We start from the raw sequence: 14,147 nt of genomic DNA on the forward strand, positions 1-14,147 counted from the left end.
CGGACCCATCGAAGTCACCAATGAAAGCCACGAGAACCCCAAAGACCACCAGTACACTGTCTCCATCGACGACGTCACTAAAGAACTGATGGCCTGCACGTGTCCGCACCACGTCCACCGCAACGCATTCTGCAAACACATGGCCGCCGTCGAAAACGCGACGGACGACGGGACGATTGACGCGTTCTCACCAGAAGACGAAGACGAACCAGACCACTGCGGCTGTGATGGCCTTGGTGACTTCCCATGCTGGCCATGCGTGCGAACGGAACGGAAGGAACTACCGAGCTAACAATAGAAGCTAACGTTGATTATTTTTTATCAATTGGTCGGTGAGTCCACTAACTACCGGAGAACCTTTTTGAGTCTGTAGGTACAACGTACCCACAACATGAGTACTCGGAAAGTCAACTTTCGTCTGCCGGAAGAACTTGTGACTCATGCAGATATCGCTGCTGAAGTCACGCATAAAAACCGAACCGAACTCCTCATCGAAGCGCTTCGAGAGTACCTCAAGGAAATCGAATCAGAAGAGAGCTTTCAAGAAGCAGTCGTTGAACTCTATCTCGCAGACGAACTTGATTTCGAAATCCTCCAGGACATAATCGGTCGCCAGGACGCAGAAGCAGTCCGTACCTCAAAGCAACTTCTTGATGAGGGAGACGACCTCGCCAACAAACTTGCAGATCTGTAGATGCTGGTTATCGATACAAGCGCATTCATTTCTCTCGCGATTGGTGATGTTCTCGATGACGTGCTAACCGAATACGACGTCGTGACGACGACACTCGTCATCGATGAACTCGAATCAACCGCAGAATATGATGATGTCCACGGTCACGGGGCAGTAACCGTCCTCGAACGTTCCGATCGCATTAAGATTCTGGATATCCCCGCTCCAGATCTTTCTTCGAGTCGAATCGATGCTGGTGAGGCGAGTTGTGTCGCGGCTGTTGAAGAGATCGATGCAGCATTTCTCATTACGGACGATTTTCGAGCACTTCCCGAACTCACTACTCTTGTCTCGGCTGATGTCGCTCTTTCACCAATTCTTCTTCGCGCACTCACCAAACGTGGTGTCCTTACTGATTCCGAAGCTCGATCTGCACTCGATACTATTGCACGTGATCGGGACTGGCTTGGTGCGCCAATCTATCACTATGCACAACGTCTCTTTGAAGAAGAGTCGGGAACGTAATCACCCAAGAGTGGTTACTGAATACGGGTCACAAAAGACATTGGGAGGAAGAACGGTGCCCCCGGACTCATCGAAATCACCAATGAGAGCCACGAGAACCCCGCAGACCACCAGTACACCGTCGCCATCGACGACGTCACTAAAGAACTGATGGCCTGCACCTGCCCGCATCACGTCCACCGCAACGCCTACTGCAAGCACATGGCCGCTGTCGAAACCGCAACCGACGACGGGACGCTCACGGCGTTCTCCTTCAAGGACGACAACGAGACCGAACCGGAAGACTGTGACTGCGACGGCCTCGGCGACTTCCCGTGCTGGCTGTGCGCGAAAACAGGACGAAAAGAACTGCCGAACTAACCCACACTCCAGCCTTTTCGTTAGCTCATGTCAACGTGATCGTCGCTGGTAGTTCCACGTCGCCGCACAGAACGCAATACCACCAAGGAGCCACCATGGTCCCCATACAAACGTCTGCCAGTGGGCCGTTGTCCACGCTGCGAAAGCGGGAAAACCAATGAGTCCATTCTCGGTGAGTGCACCCTGAATGATAAAATCACCACCATGGAGAACTAGAAGTACGCTCACTCCCCATGCGAGGATAAGTACCAGCTGTCGAGGAAGCTGTTGGCCCCATGACTGAACAAGTGCGAGAGCGAGGATTCCGCCACCGATTTTCAAAATGCCAGTGAGCCAGAGGAGCGTGATGAACCAAGGGTCACCCGCAAGCTCTTGGCCGAGCGAAACGGTGTTGATTCCTGCCGTTCCACCGAGTGCCCAGTAAAAACTCATTGCGGCAAACACAATCATCCATGCGCTGGCCGTGTACCCAGCCCATACGGGTGGTAACGTGTCGTCGATGGGCTTCTCCATATTCCTATATTTTTAGAGGTAGCTTTGCACGAAGTATCTACCTAGTCGAATTTACTGGTTGGCCGAACACAAAGCCACCGAGTTCCGTCACTACCAGTCACTTTCCTAATCTGCTAGTCGAACGACTGACTGGGAAGTCTCACATCGAGCCAAACGACAGGCAGGGGGTCACGAAGTGCGATCCTTAAACAGAGGCGGTAAACCAGTTATTTGTGTTACCACCGATATACGTTGAAAATAGTTGTATTCTCACTGGTTGCTATAATGATCTCCTTTCAGTCGGCATTGACTTGCGCTGTTGCAGTATCTCGCGTATCGTTCTCGCTTGACTGGCCAACAAGATGAGTGCACACCCAAACCCAATGAGCGACTGTCGAAGTGCAATCGTACTTCCCCCACCCACGACGACTTGCATCGGTACCATCAACGAGATGACGCCAAGGGAACACATTGCGCTCCCAATCGCTGCAAAGATCGGTGCATCAAAGGCACGAACAAGTCCAAAGAAGTGAAGTCCAACAATGATTGCCACCACTGACGTGATGGCACTCTCAAACCCAACGCGTGTGAGGATCGTCCCTGCAATTGGAAACGCAATCACCATCAGTACCACTGAGATCCCGTATGCGCGGGTAGTGAATGGATTTTGCATGTTCCCACTGTCTTCTGTGGGCAGCCGTTGTGCTTTCCGATACAAGTATAACGCAAGCGCAAGCAAAGCAAGCGTAACTCCGATCACCACAAATTGCCCCACGGTTTCGTATGGTACTGGTAAGCCGGCACTGCCATACAATCCCCATCCAAGTGCAAACACAGCGGAAATAAATGTGGAAAGTGCAATGCCTTGAACGGATTGTGCTGTCCGTTTGAGCGAGGACATAGATGGCATTTCATTGCTATTGCTGATATTAACTGTATCGGATAGGATTATTGTCTGCTAAACCAGCCCAAAACTTCCTCCAAAGATTCCTCCGAACAGAAAGTACACCGCAACGTCTCTCGATTTACAGCATGGATAACCGTCAGCGCATTTCCGACGTCAACGATGAGTGATTTGCCGAGTACTCAAATGTCACAGACTGGCGATAGACTCGAGTCACGGTGCTCTCAACAAAACGATTTGCTGCTTCATATCGTCCTCTCAGACATGAGATTTGTAACAATACTTCTCACTCCCACCGAGTCTACATTTGATCCCATCGTGCAGGCGTTTGCCGACGACTCGGCAGTGAGACGGCAAGCAGTAGATCATATACGGATGTTAGATGATGGAACCGGTGTGCTTCTCGTCCAATTCGACGGAGAGCGCGAGCGAGCGGAGGCACTATTGGACGCCCACCCTAATGTTCTCGCATACGATATCTCCGAGGTGGATAACAGCCTCTATGCGTACGTTCACCAGAAATGGAGCGAGACTGCTACATCGTTCCATTCCATCGTGCAGACGCACGGACTCGTCGTCGATACTCCGATGACATTTACCGAAGACAGTGATCTGCAGGTAACACTGCTTGGAGAGCAACAGACGATCCAGACAGCGCTCGCAGAGATACCCGACACTTTCGACTGTTCTGTTGAAACCATCGGCGACTATTCACCATCGACCACACGGCTGTTCGAACAATTGACCGAACGCCAACAGGAGGCGATAACGGTTGCACTCAAACTAGGCTACTTTCGCGACCCACGAATGGCCACATACAAAGATATCGGCGAAGAACTCGGCTGTGGGCCTGAAACCGTAGGAGAGCACCTACGAAAAGCCCAGGCGACGATATTTGCTGAACTTGTCCCCTGAGCCATCTCACGAGCGTTGTCCCCATTCATAGGTTAAGTGTCGACGATACAGTCTCCACTCCATGCAGTGGGTTGTTTCTCGGTATATAGCCGACCCCATATATGGTGGAGCATCCTGATTCCCACTGCTGCCTTAGTCACAAATGCCTATGAGCACTATTGAAACAGCCATTCTCGTCGTACAAGGACTGCTCGGACTCATCATGGTGGCGTCGGGTGGGGTGAAGTTCATTCGCACTGACTTCCATACAACGCAGTTCGAGCAGTTCGGGTACCCACAGTGGTTCCTGGTCGTAGCTGGCGGTGTCGAAGTTCTCGGCGGTCTCGGTCTCCTCGCCGGGCTCGTATTCACACCCATACTCGGTGTACTTGGTGGCTTCCTGATCGCCGTAACGATGATCGGAGCCATTCTGACACACCTCATCCGGGTTGACGATCCGCTCTCGGCATCAACCCCAGCGGCGGTCTTCCTCGTAGCCGGACTCATCGTCACGATATCCCGACTGCTCTCATTCCAGCTCTGAGAGCCACGAGAATCCCGCAGACCACCAATACACAGTCTCTATCGATGACGTGATCGATAACCTGATGGCCTGTACGTATCCCAATCACGTCCACCGCAACGCCTACTTATCTGATTCTTAGCAGAGCTGGATACGGAAACCTACACAGATAAAGTCGCCCAGTGAGCATTGGTAGTGATCGAAACGTTGACTCGTTCGACGAACCCGTGAACCGTTTGCCGCTCCTGTTATGTAGTCACCATAATAAATACGTACATTCACTAATTTCGGATAAAGTTGGAATGAATACCTTATGATCCTCAACGAGGAAGATTCGCTGATTCCATCTTTAACCACTGTTGTCACCCCATGTGTCGGAAAGGAACACAAATATCGGGTCCTCTTAGACCCACCCAGTCGCCCAGAGGAGTAAACCAATGAAGAAGAGCTGAATCACAAACCGAAACCAGATCGGGGTCGGCGGCTTTCCATTCATTTCAATCTTCTCGCGCACGGCAATCACGTTCGCTGGGAACATCATCATAAGAAGAATTGTTAGCCCAAGACCAGCCCATGAGACGAATCCTGGTAGAAGTAACCCAATTGCGCCGGCAATTTCTGCAAGACCAGTGACCGTCACTAACAATCCCGGAGCCGGAAATACGTTCGGCACCATCTGAATGAGGGTGCCCCGAGTTCCAGCGAAGTGAGAGAGGCTCGTGAAAACGAACATTGCAGCAAGTGCGAATCGAGTGGCCATCGACCACGAGTCAAAGACCGTCACGCCGAGCAAGCCGAGACCACGGAGGGCTATCAGTACAGCGAGTAGCAGGAGAAACGGCACGACAAAGTATGGGTTGCCGCGTCGATTGTCTACGTTCACGGTTGCAGTTTCTTCCATAATACTCCAATATCATGATCGAGAATGAGCGCGGTGCCGAACAGTTCTGGTTCCGGAAGCTAACTCAAAACATTGGTAACAACCGTTGAAAGTGACGTAGAAAGGCATATCACTGTTTCATAAACCGAATCAAAGCGCAGCTTGGGAGAGAATCCTTGCCTCGATTTTCTGGAGGTGCTCGCCTACCGTCGCTACACTGAGATCAACTTCATCAGCGATATCCCTGATCCCTGCCTGTCTCAGATAGTCATAATACCCTTGTGCGGTAGCGGCAATCAGTATCTCACGCTGACGATCAGTTAGTAAAGATTTGAGGCGACGACTTTCCGAGTGATATTCACCTGTTCGTTCAAGTTTAGCGTCAGCGAGTTCTTCGATTCCATCGAAAACTTGACGCAGTAGCTCGTCTTCTCCGATAAACGTAATTCGGAGATGACCGTTGCGGAGAAACTCGATCGGCATATCGAGAATTACTTCGACACTCTGGAGCCCTATTAGGAGTGATTAAAGTGGGTCATCTAGCTCACAGTGAATATACACAAGCCCATCACCATGTTCCGGAACATCGCACTGCAATACGTCTGGATTTCCGTCGAATATTGCTCGCGCGTGGGTGAGGTCACCGCGAAGTTGGTATAGCAAAACGACAGTTCCATCAGCTAAAACGTTGAAATGATGTAGATATTCTCGAATCACCGTATCGTCATTCATCGAATCGAAAACCGATACGAACCCCTTTTCACTCGATCCAACTACGACCGTCATGTACCTCATAGTCATTTCGTAGGAAGGCTGGCAAGAAAAGCAGTTGCTAGAGTTGCCACCCATTGACAAGGAGGTTAGAAAGGCAGCGCGTTCGGCAGGCGGGACAACCTAAGAATCACCGGGAGTTTACTGAGCGCAGCACGCACCACCCTTGAAGCTGACGAGACGGCACAGAAACGCGCACAGGCCGAATAACTAGCCTTCGACGTCGATACTCCCGGATTCGTAAAGTCACCAACGAGAGCCACGAGAACCCCGCAGCCCACCAGTACACCCTCTCCATCGACGACGTGACCGAGGAACTGATGGCCTGCACGTGCCCGCATCACGTCCACCGCAACGCCTTTTGCAAACATATGGCCGCCGTCGAAAACGCGACGGATGACAGGATGCTCGACACATTCCCATCGGAGGACGAGCGTATCAGTGGCCCGTACACTGGCTACGACAAGTACGGCAACGTCGATCACACCTACTGGCAGTGTGAGGACTGTGGTGCGGAAGCCACCCGGAAGGGCGCACTCACCGACTGCTGCTAACCCACTCACTTCTTCTATTTATGTCACGCCAAACAACGCTGTCCGATGGTGTCCAGCGAACGCTGACCGAGTGTGCGGTTGATTCGACCGAACGCGACGACACACCGACGACTGAGCAGACCTACTTGTCCGAGCACGACAGCATGTCGCGAGTTGTAACCACGGCGTATCCTGGTGGGCTGAGCGAATTTAAAGACGTGTTCTGTTTTCAATCAGTTTAATGTCTCGGTGAGTGTCTATTACTCGGTATAATTTCTGCTTGCACATTTCCTATCTGAGTAAATGCCGTCCATATCCAAAATTAGTTGCAAAATATTATAGAATATATTCCATTTTTTTCCTATACAAGTAATTCGAAAGACTAAAAATGGTAATTCATCAATACGGCGTACTCTGTGATGTCGGATTCGCTTCGCAATCAAATTCGGGGTCTCTATGAGACTTCTCCAGCACAGTATGGAATGCTTCAATCATATTCTGAAGAACTCGAAGCACTTCTCACTGGATGTTCGCATAATTACCCTACAGTCAAACAATTATTAGCATCACCTGACACGCCAGCTATTCCACCACAAGTTGTTGGAAATCTTCTTTCACTCTGTGACCAATTCGGGATTCTTGTGACCCACAGCGAGCGAAATACGAGCAATCGATATGATCTCACTCAGTTCAACCAGAACCGAATGCAGGAGTTAGTTCACCTGCTGAATCAAGAACCGCTCGACTGAACTCGTATCCATCATTCGCACTCGAAATAGGTTATCTGCGGCATCATCACCGAATCCATTTCACTGCATAGCTCGCCACCGATGACCCCCCTGGAACAAGCGCGAATGCATACTGTAATAATGCAAGCTCGTGAATTTCATTTCACAAGTCAATATTGTGACTAAAATCTTTCTACCGCCACCGCTGGTAGCCTCTGCCTCACCCATGACTGACCAACCCCGCACCAGCCGACGCACCGCCCTCAAACTGACTGGTAGTGCCCTCACAGCAACCGCTCTTGCTGGCTGTACTAGCAGTTTACCAGGCAGTGGCGAGAGCAAGCAAGAAGGCGGATCCAAAAACAAGCAGAAAGGCAAAGAAATCCGCTTAGGAGCCAAACAAAGCGGGTGGCAAGGCCGTGCGCCCAAATCCATCAAAGGCAAGAAAAACCCGACACTCACACTCCACCCCGGCCAGAAGTACACCCTCACGTGGGAGAACCTCGACGGCAAAGAGCACGAACTCTACATCGTCAACAAGAAGGACAAACCAGTCGTCAAGAGCGAGGATGCCGAGGAGAAAGGCAAGACCGTGAGTACGACCTTCACCGCCTCGAAAAAGATGACCCAATACTACTGTGAGTATCACCCGCAATCGATGCGCGGCGATATCAAACTCCAGCAAAAGTAGAACGTCGCTTATCCAGTAGCAACCCCGAAACTCCCGTTTTTGTACCGTTTGTGGCTACTTTCTACGACCCGACAACAGCGGAGATCGCGTTTGCGCTGGCTCGGAAGATCTACGAATATCATAGGAAGGAGTACTTCAGTGAAACCGTCCGGCACGAACTGATTCACGCGTGGCAGTACCACGAGTTCGGTGAGGCAGATCATGGAGCAACGTTCGCACGGTGGACGGACGCCCTCGACACAACCCAGCACTGTAAGCGGTTCACATCGCCGAACTAGTGGGTGATTTGCGAAGACTGTGGTGGACGACTCCCGCGCTACCAACGCTCGAAGGTCGCCAAACAGCCTGAGCAGTACAGTTGTGGCGATTGCGGTGGGTCGCTGCGGGTTGAGGAGGCCGCCGAATGAGTCCACAACGCTGTCCGACGTGCGGCCAAACGGTGTTGACAATGGAGGTTTGTGATCCGTCGCCAATTATGTGGTGAGTACTACGATATACTTTTGCTATGACTTGCTTCGAAAGAACTGGCGGACGTGAGACTACGCCGACTGATCACCAACTGACTAGACAATAACTTTTATTTAGTAGTAACGTGGCAATAAGGTCTCCGTCAGATCATAGGGGAACTTTACTTCGAAGTTAAGTGAGAGCCTCAAATTTGACTCTTACTTAATATCGTCCAGAAATGGGGAAAGTTGAGTATTATTTTATGGGATTCCTATCCCATATTGTAATCTCCACCTTTGAACCTAATCTCCATGTAATTCGAAACACCACTTAGTCTAATTTCTTTAATATCACCATAGACCTCGTATGAGTCTGAGCCCCCATCTAATACCTCTCCATCGATCCATCCGTATCCACCAACCACATCTGTGTCATCATTTCCTTCTGTCGTGTTCAATCCCCATGGTTCTCTATCGCCATAGAATAGAATTGTGTACCGTCCATCTCCCCTGACTTCCATCTGCCATCGGCGACGTTTGTCTGGATCGTTATCCCAGATGTTGACCCAGGTATCCTGGAAAGTGTGGTATCTCAAGAAACTACCGTTGTACTTGAACCGATCCTTACGGTTACCAGAAATAAACCCAGCCATCCACAATCGATCTTGAGCAGGGTTAAGAATAGGAATTCCCTGATCATAACCAATGTAGTCGTCGCCCTCGGTATAGGATCCAACTTTTGTGGCATCGCTTTTACTGCTCGCGATCACATCCATCCGGTAGTCATACTTTATACCATGATGGCCATCACCATGTTGGAATGTAACTTCTTTATCGTAGCTCTTAGCCTCGGCTGTGCTAGCAATTGCTGCAGTACCGAGTGCTGTTGCGCTTGCTTTCTTCAGAAAATTTCGTCTGCTATTGTTCATTTTGTCCACACTTAATCAGTAGTATACACTTGTTAAATACTTTCTCAAAACCATAATATTGTATTTATATTTACGCATAGATTGCATGGGTTTCTATCTTATCTATAAATATAAGTAATTTAAAATTCCACTATGAAAACGCCGAACTTTATCGTTTGAATACAATTCAATCACATTTTCAGGGGAAATGATGGGGCCAGTGACTATCGATCGAGAAAATCTACCTCAATTGTCTACTACACTATAATGTACAGCTAATAATCACCAACCTATATAATGGGAACGGTTAGTCGAAAACAGGGAGTGGTCATGGTAGCAAATTTCAGAACAACTACAAGTGTGGGATTTGCATCTGCTGAGGGCGTGATCTTCGGGTTGATAGATTAGATGGCAGTGGGAGTCGGCACACAGATCGACATCGTTTGATATCCGAAGTAGAACGTACGATGGCGGCGAGGTCGATTCAGAGTGCTGTCCTAGTCGTCGTAGCCAGTTCCTTACGCTGCACTATACTTTTGAGTTCAGAGATTAGGCGGTAAGCTTCGAGTGGCACTGCTCAATGGCGTCATCGACCGCCTGTCTCTGCCCAATAAACGTAAGATGGTCTCCCAGTTGGACTGTAAAATCGGGTGTTGGGATCTTTGACTTACCATTTCGGCTTACGAGCGCAATTAAGACGCCGTCAGGAAGATTTGGCCCGATATCACGAATTGTTTTCCCAGCGAAACTCTCGGCCGTAACCTCGATTTCTTGTATGTCGCCATTTCGTTCTATTTCGGACATCCAATCGGCGAGTGCCGGTCGCTCGACTGCATTATCCATCGCTTGCACAATCGAATCGTTCGCCGAGATGGCGCGTACTCCGAGCTCTTCGAATGCTTCGACATTCCCGGGCGTGTTCACGCGAGCAATCACCGTCTCAGTGTCAAATTTCGAGTTTGCGAGTTGGGCGACGAGTAAGTTTGCATCATCGTCCCCGGTTGCAGCAGCGATGATATTGGTATTCTTGGCACCTGCTGACAGCAGGACATCTGTGTCTGTGCCATTCCCATGATGAGCGGTGAATCCAGCAGTGCGTGCTTTTTCGATCTGCTCTTGATCCTCATCGATGAGAACAACGTTTTCTCCACGATCCTCCAATCGTTTGGCGAGGCCACGACCGACGCGACCTGCTCCAACTATGATAGTGCGCATTGGAATCACCTTGAGTGCTTGTGCAATGTGCCGAGCAAAACCAGCTTCGAAAACGACAGTTACGAGGATAACAAGAAACACCGTTCCGACCAAAACGGTGGCTGCGGTCGGATTTGACGGACGAAGTTCCAAGGCAAAGAGAGTGGCGACACTTGCTGGAATAATCCCGCGAGGACCGACGAAACTGATGAAGAGCTGTTCTTGGACGGTAAATCGCTTCCCATACGTGCACAGCAATACGAGCGCCGGTCGGATGAGACCCACGACCGCAACGACGACAATCACTCCACCGAGACCAAGTGAGACAAGTTCGTCGACCGAGAGGAGGGTTGCAAGCGAGATGAAGACGAATGAGAGGACGATCAGGGTGATATCGCCCTTGAATGTTTCAATCTCGCTTTCATACGGGAGATTCGCATTCCCGAGGAGCAGACCAGCCGTTGCGACAGCAGCGATGCCGGCTTCTTGAGAAATCGCATCTGCAATCCCATAACTTCCGATAGCTCCAATGAGAACTAATAGTCGGGCGTTTTGGACAGCATTCGATGCCGAGATATCGACGTGTTCGAGCAAATACCAGAGGATGCCTGCAACCACGCCACCCACGATGATACCGACGCCAAGTCGAGATACAAACGGCTGCAGGACATGAACCACCTGTGTTTCGCCCGCGATAATGAATTCAAACATCGCAACTGCCAGGATCGCGGCAGTCACGTCGTTAACAATACCCTCAGTTTCGAGTGCTGCTGCGACCCGATCACGTACCGGGACGATACTCAAAATTGGTGTAATGACCGTCGGTCCTGTTGCGATGAGCAACGACCCGACCAAAAATGCGAGCTCCCAAGAAACACCCAACGCCAAGTGTACAATGACGGCTGTTCCGATGAGCCCAATAATTGCTCCCAGTGTCACGAGTCGGAACGCTTCTCGTGGTGCTTGTCGAAGCTTTTCGAGTTTTAAGTGAAATGCACCTTCGAAGACGATAATTGCAACACTAAGCCCGACAATCGCTGGGAGTGACGAGCCAAATGCATCAGCCGTGATCAGACCAAGACCTTCTGGACCGACAGCGATCCCTGCAAGGATAAGAAACAAGACACTCGGAATTTCTAGCCGAGCAGCTAACACCTGGGAAGCAACACCCAATCCGAGGATGGTCACAACGAGGGGGAGTAACCCTGTTCCGGCACTCACTACTGAGACACCTGCTCATGAGTACTCATCCATCCATATATAATCTCTCGTATTGTCACCGCAGAATAATGGTTCGGTCAGCACAAATCCAAATCAATATTATATGATATATTTATTATATGACGATCTTCTACAGCCTAAATCCATAAGCGGAAGTGGACCCACCCCGGGACCCCCGAATCGATCTGTGTGCAATTTGTGGTGCGAATACAGCGACCATCTGGTACATTGTTTTCACTATCAAGAGAGAAGCTACCGGATTCAGGATGAACTGATGGAATAAATTCGAAACAGAAGCTGGTCACGCATCTCTGTATTTGCGGAGTACTGATGCCATAGCCTCATACGATTGCTTTTCCTCCCTTCATCGTCGAACAGGAGCGGCTGTTGCGTATAGGTGTCAGGATACTCCCGCCACGACGTTATCCACGATTGGTCATCAGTTACTCCCCAAACGGTGATACCTTCTACACCTGCCTCGAGACATGCTGAAACTGTCTGCTGATAGTATGCGGCTTGAGCTGTTTTCAGCTCGTTTGGTCGCTTGTCGTTGTGGTAAGCCACATCCAATTCGGTAACCCGAACATCAAGCCCAAGCTCCTGAAAGCGGTGAATCGACGCCTGTATCTGTTCCGGTGTAGGATGGACGCCAACACAATGCATCTGGATCCCAATGCCGTCGACAGGGATTCCGTGATCAAGAAGGTCCTTAAGGAGGTCGTAGACCCTGTCTTGTTTGGCTTCATTGTAGGGCAGTCCGTAATCATTGTAGTAGAGGTCAGCATCGGTGTGTTCTGACGCCCAGTAGAATGCATCGTCGATATAGTTTTCACCTAGATGTTCCAGCCAAAACGTCTCCCGTAACTCTCCTGTATCGTCGACAGCTTCATTTACTACGTCCCAAGTATCGATGCAATCGGCGTACCGCTCGGTTATTGTATGAATGTGTGAGCGCAATACGTCAGCTAGTTCTACTGCACGCCAGTCTTCCTTGACTAGCCAATTGGGATTTTCGATGTGCCAAACGAGTGCGTGACCGGTAATTGCCATCTCGTGACGTTCAGCAAAGTCAACCAGCTTGTCCACCCGTTTGAACGCAAATGTTTCACGTTCCGGGTGAACTACCTTCCATATCAGGTCGTTCTCTAATGCGAGTCGGTTAAATTCGTTCCCAAGAAGTTCTGTAAATCTGTCGTTCTCCAAATTCTCGAGTGATGCACATGCTCCGATTTCCAGCTCCGTTGATGCTGTGAGATCTCGAAGAGACATGGATAACTGGTAGTTGTTGCTGTATTAAATCATTATTCACAAAAGCTATTCTTCTGTCGTTATATTCCGGATGTCGGGTGAGGGAGCTGCCAGTTCTACAGTGGACTGGCAAAAACCGTTAACTGGGACCTCTCTCATTGTGGCACGTCTGGTCCGAGAAATTCACACTCTCAATTCAGCAAGAAGTTGATTTCCTACTTCATAAATGCTTAACCGGAAGTAACCAACTCCCTGGGACCCCCGAATCAATCCGTGTGCGGCTTGTGGTGCTCATATAACATCCTAATTGGCCGAACGAGAACGAAATCACAGATATAGTAGTACAAAGATTAAAATACCATAATTCAGTATTTTTCGGGATGGTGGATAAAAACGCTGTACGTGGGTCGTACGATGAACTAGCAGACATACACGCATCACAGCGAACCGATGACGATCAGGGAATGGAGATTCTTACACAATTTCTTGATTCGATCTCGGAGTCTGATTCCGTCCTCGATGCTGGTTGCGGTCAAGGTACCCCTGTCCTTTCCCAGATAAGCACCTCTACAAACGCAGTTGGGGTGGACTTTTCACGTGGACAATTGAAGTTGGCAGTGGATAACGCACCTGACGCGTTCCTCGCACAGGGAGATATGACGACTCTCCCGTTTGCTACTTCCACGTTCGATGCTATTGTCGCCTACTGGTCGTTGATTCACGTACCGATGGATGATCACCAAACGGTCATCGATGAATTTTCACGCGTCTTGCAGCCTGGTGGTCGGGTACTACTGTGTGAAGGAACGAACGAGTGGATCGGTGAGAACCCTGATTGGCTCGATAGTGGCATCAAGATGGAGTGGAACATCGCTGGAGCAGAGACTACACGAGCGCAACTGCTGAACACTGGTTTTACTATCGACAACGAGTGGGGGGCTCTCTCGTCATTAGAAGCGGATCGAAAAAACGAAACAGACGACGGCTCTCCATGGACGTTCTTTTCTGCACGACTTACCACCTGAGTTGGGTTGCTAAACAGCGTGTGCCACCTAATTTCTGAAAATATTAGTCTATTGTTTGCCACACCACGTCTATAATCGATAGGAGACTAATAACTGAGACACTTAGCGCGATTTCGGGCAAAGATTTTTAT

The 14,147-nt window shown here is 49.9% G+C and carries 17 protein-coding genes and 1 pseudogene; 11 read left to right on the top strand and 7 right to left on the bottom strand.

Annotation, left to right across the window (positions count from 1 at the left end; all coding sequences use genetic code 11):
- The first annotated feature begins 88 nt into the window (after positions 1 to 88).
- The 4 genes from OOF89_RS24210 (at position 89) to OOF89_RS24225 (ending at position 1,558) form a co-directional block, all read left to right on the top strand.
- Entirely contained in the window at positions 89 to 292 is a 204-nt protein-coding gene (locus OOF89_RS24210) for an SWIM zinc finger family protein (RefSeq protein WP_266083083.1), read from the top strand.
- Positions 293 to 391: 99 nt separating this feature from the next.
- Entirely contained in the window at positions 392 to 694 is a 303-nt protein-coding gene (locus OOF89_RS24215; RefSeq protein ID WP_266083085.1) for a CopG family transcriptional regulator, read from the top strand.
- Positions 695 to 1,198 (top strand): hypothetical protein, encoded by a 504-nt coding sequence (locus OOF89_RS24220; RefSeq protein WP_266083087.1) that lies wholly within the window; start codon positions 695 to 697, stop codon positions 1,196 to 1,198. It abuts the gene before it with no gap.
- Between the two features lie 150 nt (positions 1,199 to 1,348).
- Positions 1,349 to 1,558, top strand: coding sequence for an SWIM zinc finger family protein (locus OOF89_RS24225; protein ID WP_266083089.1), 210 nt, complete (start codon positions 1,349 to 1,351; stop codon positions 1,556 to 1,558).
- 30 nt (positions 1,559 to 1,588) lie between these two features.
- Here OOF89_RS24225 and OOF89_RS24230 read toward each other — a convergent pair whose 3' ends face one another.
- Positions 1,589 to 2,071, bottom strand: coding sequence for a DUF3995 domain-containing protein (locus OOF89_RS24230; RefSeq protein WP_328517212.1), 483 nt, complete (start codon positions 2,069 to 2,071; stop codon positions 1,589 to 1,591).
- Between the two features lie 259 nt (positions 2,072 to 2,330).
- On the bottom strand, positions 2,331 to 2,951 hold the full coding sequence (locus OOF89_RS24235) for a hypothetical protein (protein ID WP_266083091.1): 621 nt from the start codon (positions 2,949 to 2,951) through the stop codon (positions 2,331 to 2,333).
- 267 nt (positions 2,952 to 3,218) lie between these two features.
- Between OOF89_RS24235 and OOF89_RS24240 the strand changes: the two genes are divergently transcribed.
- Both OOF89_RS24240 and OOF89_RS24245 read left to right on the top strand, forming a co-directional pair.
- Complete coding sequence (locus OOF89_RS24240) at positions 3,219 to 3,869, top strand: helix-turn-helix domain-containing protein (protein WP_266083093.1); 651 nt, start codon at positions 3,219 to 3,221, stop codon at positions 3,867 to 3,869.
- Positions 3,870 to 4,017: 148 nt separating this feature from the next.
- Positions 4,018 to 4,392 carry a DoxX family protein gene (locus tag OOF89_RS24245; protein ID WP_266083095.1) on the top strand — a complete coding sequence of 125 codons (375 nt, stop codon included), beginning with the start codon at positions 4,018 to 4,020 and terminating at the stop codon, positions 4,390 to 4,392.
- Positions 4,393 to 4,774: 382 nt separating this feature from the next.
- Here OOF89_RS24245 and OOF89_RS24250 read toward each other — a convergent pair whose 3' ends face one another.
- Positions 4,775 to 5,272 carry a DoxX family protein gene (locus OOF89_RS24250; protein WP_266083096.1) on the bottom strand — a complete coding sequence of 166 codons (498 nt, stop codon included), beginning with the start codon at positions 5,270 to 5,272 and terminating at the stop codon, positions 4,775 to 4,777.
- 129 nt (positions 5,273 to 5,401) lie between these two features.
- A pseudogene (locus OOF89_RS24860) lies at positions 5,402 to 6,100 on the bottom strand (helix-turn-helix domain-containing protein).
- A 242-nt stretch (positions 6,101 to 6,342) separates the two neighbouring features.
- Between OOF89_RS24860 and OOF89_RS24260 the strand changes: the two are divergent.
- From OOF89_RS24260 to OOF89_RS24275, 4 genes are all read left to right on the top strand, one after another.
- Positions 6,343 to 6,576 carry a hypothetical protein gene (locus OOF89_RS24260; RefSeq protein ID WP_266083099.1) on the top strand — a complete coding sequence of 78 codons (234 nt, stop codon included), beginning with the start codon at positions 6,343 to 6,345 and terminating at the stop codon, positions 6,574 to 6,576.
- Positions 6,577 to 6,596: 20 nt separating this feature from the next.
- Positions 6,597 to 6,797 carry a hypothetical protein gene (locus OOF89_RS24265; RefSeq protein WP_266083101.1) on the top strand — a complete coding sequence of 67 codons (201 nt, stop codon included), beginning with the start codon at positions 6,597 to 6,599 and terminating at the stop codon, positions 6,795 to 6,797.
- Between the two features lie 712 nt (positions 6,798 to 7,509).
- The gene (locus OOF89_RS24270; RefSeq protein ID WP_266083103.1) at positions 7,510 to 7,974 is read left to right on the top strand and encodes a cupredoxin domain-containing protein; all 465 of its coding nucleotides are present in this window, start codon (positions 7,510 to 7,512) and stop codon (positions 7,972 to 7,974) included.
- A 50-nt stretch (positions 7,975 to 8,024) separates the two neighbouring features.
- Positions 8,025 to 8,252 (top strand): SprT-like domain-containing protein, encoded by a 228-nt coding sequence (locus tag OOF89_RS24275; protein WP_266083105.1) that lies wholly within the window; start codon positions 8,025 to 8,027, stop codon positions 8,250 to 8,252.
- Between the two features lie 440 nt (positions 8,253 to 8,692).
- Here OOF89_RS24275 and OOF89_RS24280 read toward each other — a convergent pair whose 3' ends face one another.
- The 3 genes from OOF89_RS24280 to OOF89_RS24290 form a co-directional block, all read right to left on the bottom strand.
- Positions 8,693 to 9,349, bottom strand: coding sequence for a twin-arginine translocation signal domain-containing protein (locus OOF89_RS24280; protein ID WP_266083390.1), 657 nt, complete (start codon positions 9,347 to 9,349; stop codon positions 8,693 to 8,695).
- A 528-nt stretch (positions 9,350 to 9,877) separates the two neighbouring features.
- Positions 9,878 to 11,743: a cation:proton antiporter domain-containing protein gene (locus OOF89_RS24285; RefSeq protein ID WP_266083107.1), complete on the bottom strand. Its 1,866-nt coding sequence runs from the start codon at positions 11,741 to 11,743 to the stop codon at positions 9,878 to 9,880.
- Between the two features lie 261 nt (positions 11,744 to 12,004).
- Positions 12,005 to 13,012, bottom strand: a complete 1,008-nt coding sequence (locus OOF89_RS24290) for an endo-1,4-beta-xylanase (protein ID WP_266083109.1) — start codon at positions 13,010 to 13,012, stop codon at positions 12,005 to 12,007.
- Between the two features lie 359 nt (positions 13,013 to 13,371).
- On the opposite strand from OOF89_RS24290, the gene OOF89_RS24295 reads away from it, so the two are divergent.
- Complete coding sequence (locus OOF89_RS24295; protein WP_266083111.1) at positions 13,372 to 14,016, top strand: class I SAM-dependent methyltransferase; 645 nt, start codon at positions 13,372 to 13,374, stop codon at positions 14,014 to 14,016.
- The last annotated feature ends 131 nt before the right edge of the window (positions 14,017 to 14,147 follow it).

It is taken from the genome of Haladaptatus caseinilyticus (assembly GCF_026248685.1).
Taxonomy (GTDB): Archaea; Halobacteriota; Halobacteria; order Halobacteriales; family Haladaptataceae; genus Haladaptatus; species Haladaptatus caseinilyticus.

Bases quoted from the DNA above. Each gene is read 5' to 3' on its own strand.
- OOF89_RS24210 (WP_266083083.1), top strand. From the start codon at position 89: ATGGCCTGCACGTGTCCGCACCACGTCCACCGCAACGCATTCTGCAAA.
- OOF89_RS24215 (WP_266083085.1), top strand. From the start codon at position 392: ATGAGTACTCGGAAAGTCAACTTTCGTCTGCCGGAAGAACTTGTGACT.
- OOF89_RS24220 (WP_266083087.1), top strand. From the start codon at position 695: ATGCTGGTTATCGATACAAGCGCATTCATTTCTCTCGCGATTGGTGAT.
- OOF89_RS24225 (WP_266083089.1), top strand. From the start codon at position 1,349: ATGGCCTGCACCTGCCCGCATCACGTCCACCGCAACGCCTACTGCAAG.
- OOF89_RS24230 (WP_328517212.1), bottom strand. From the start codon at position 2,071: ATGGAGAAGCCCATCGACGACACGTTACCACCCGTATGGGCTGGGTAC.
- OOF89_RS24235 (WP_266083091.1), bottom strand. From the start codon at position 2,951: ATGTCCTCGCTCAAACGGACAGCACAATCCGTTCAAGGCATTGCACTT.
- OOF89_RS24240 (WP_266083093.1), top strand. From the start codon at position 3,219: ATGAGATTTGTAACAATACTTCTCACTCCCACCGAGTCTACATTTGAT.
- OOF89_RS24245 (WP_266083095.1), top strand. From the start codon at position 4,018: ATGAGCACTATTGAAACAGCCATTCTCGTCGTACAAGGACTGCTCGGA.
- OOF89_RS24250 (WP_266083096.1), bottom strand. From the start codon at position 5,272: ATGGAAGAAACTGCAACCGTGAACGTAGACAATCGACGCGGCAACCCA.
- OOF89_RS24260 (WP_266083099.1), top strand. From the start codon at position 6,343: ATGGCCTGCACGTGCCCGCATCACGTCCACCGCAACGCCTTTTGCAAA.
- OOF89_RS24265 (WP_266083101.1), top strand. From the start codon at position 6,597: ATGTCACGCCAAACAACGCTGTCCGATGGTGTCCAGCGAACGCTGACC.
- OOF89_RS24270 (WP_266083103.1), top strand. From the start codon at position 7,510: ATGACTGACCAACCCCGCACCAGCCGACGCACCGCCCTCAAACTGACT.
- OOF89_RS24280 (WP_266083390.1), bottom strand. From the start codon at position 9,349: ATGAACAATAGCAGACGAAATTTTCTGAAGAAAGCAAGCGCAACAGCA.
- OOF89_RS24290 (WP_266083109.1), bottom strand. From the start codon at position 13,012: ATGTCTCTTCGAGATCTCACAGCATCAACGGAGCTGGAAATCGGAGCA.
- OOF89_RS24295 (WP_266083111.1), top strand. From the start codon at position 13,372: ATGGTGGATAAAAACGCTGTACGTGGGTCGTACGATGAACTAGCAGAC.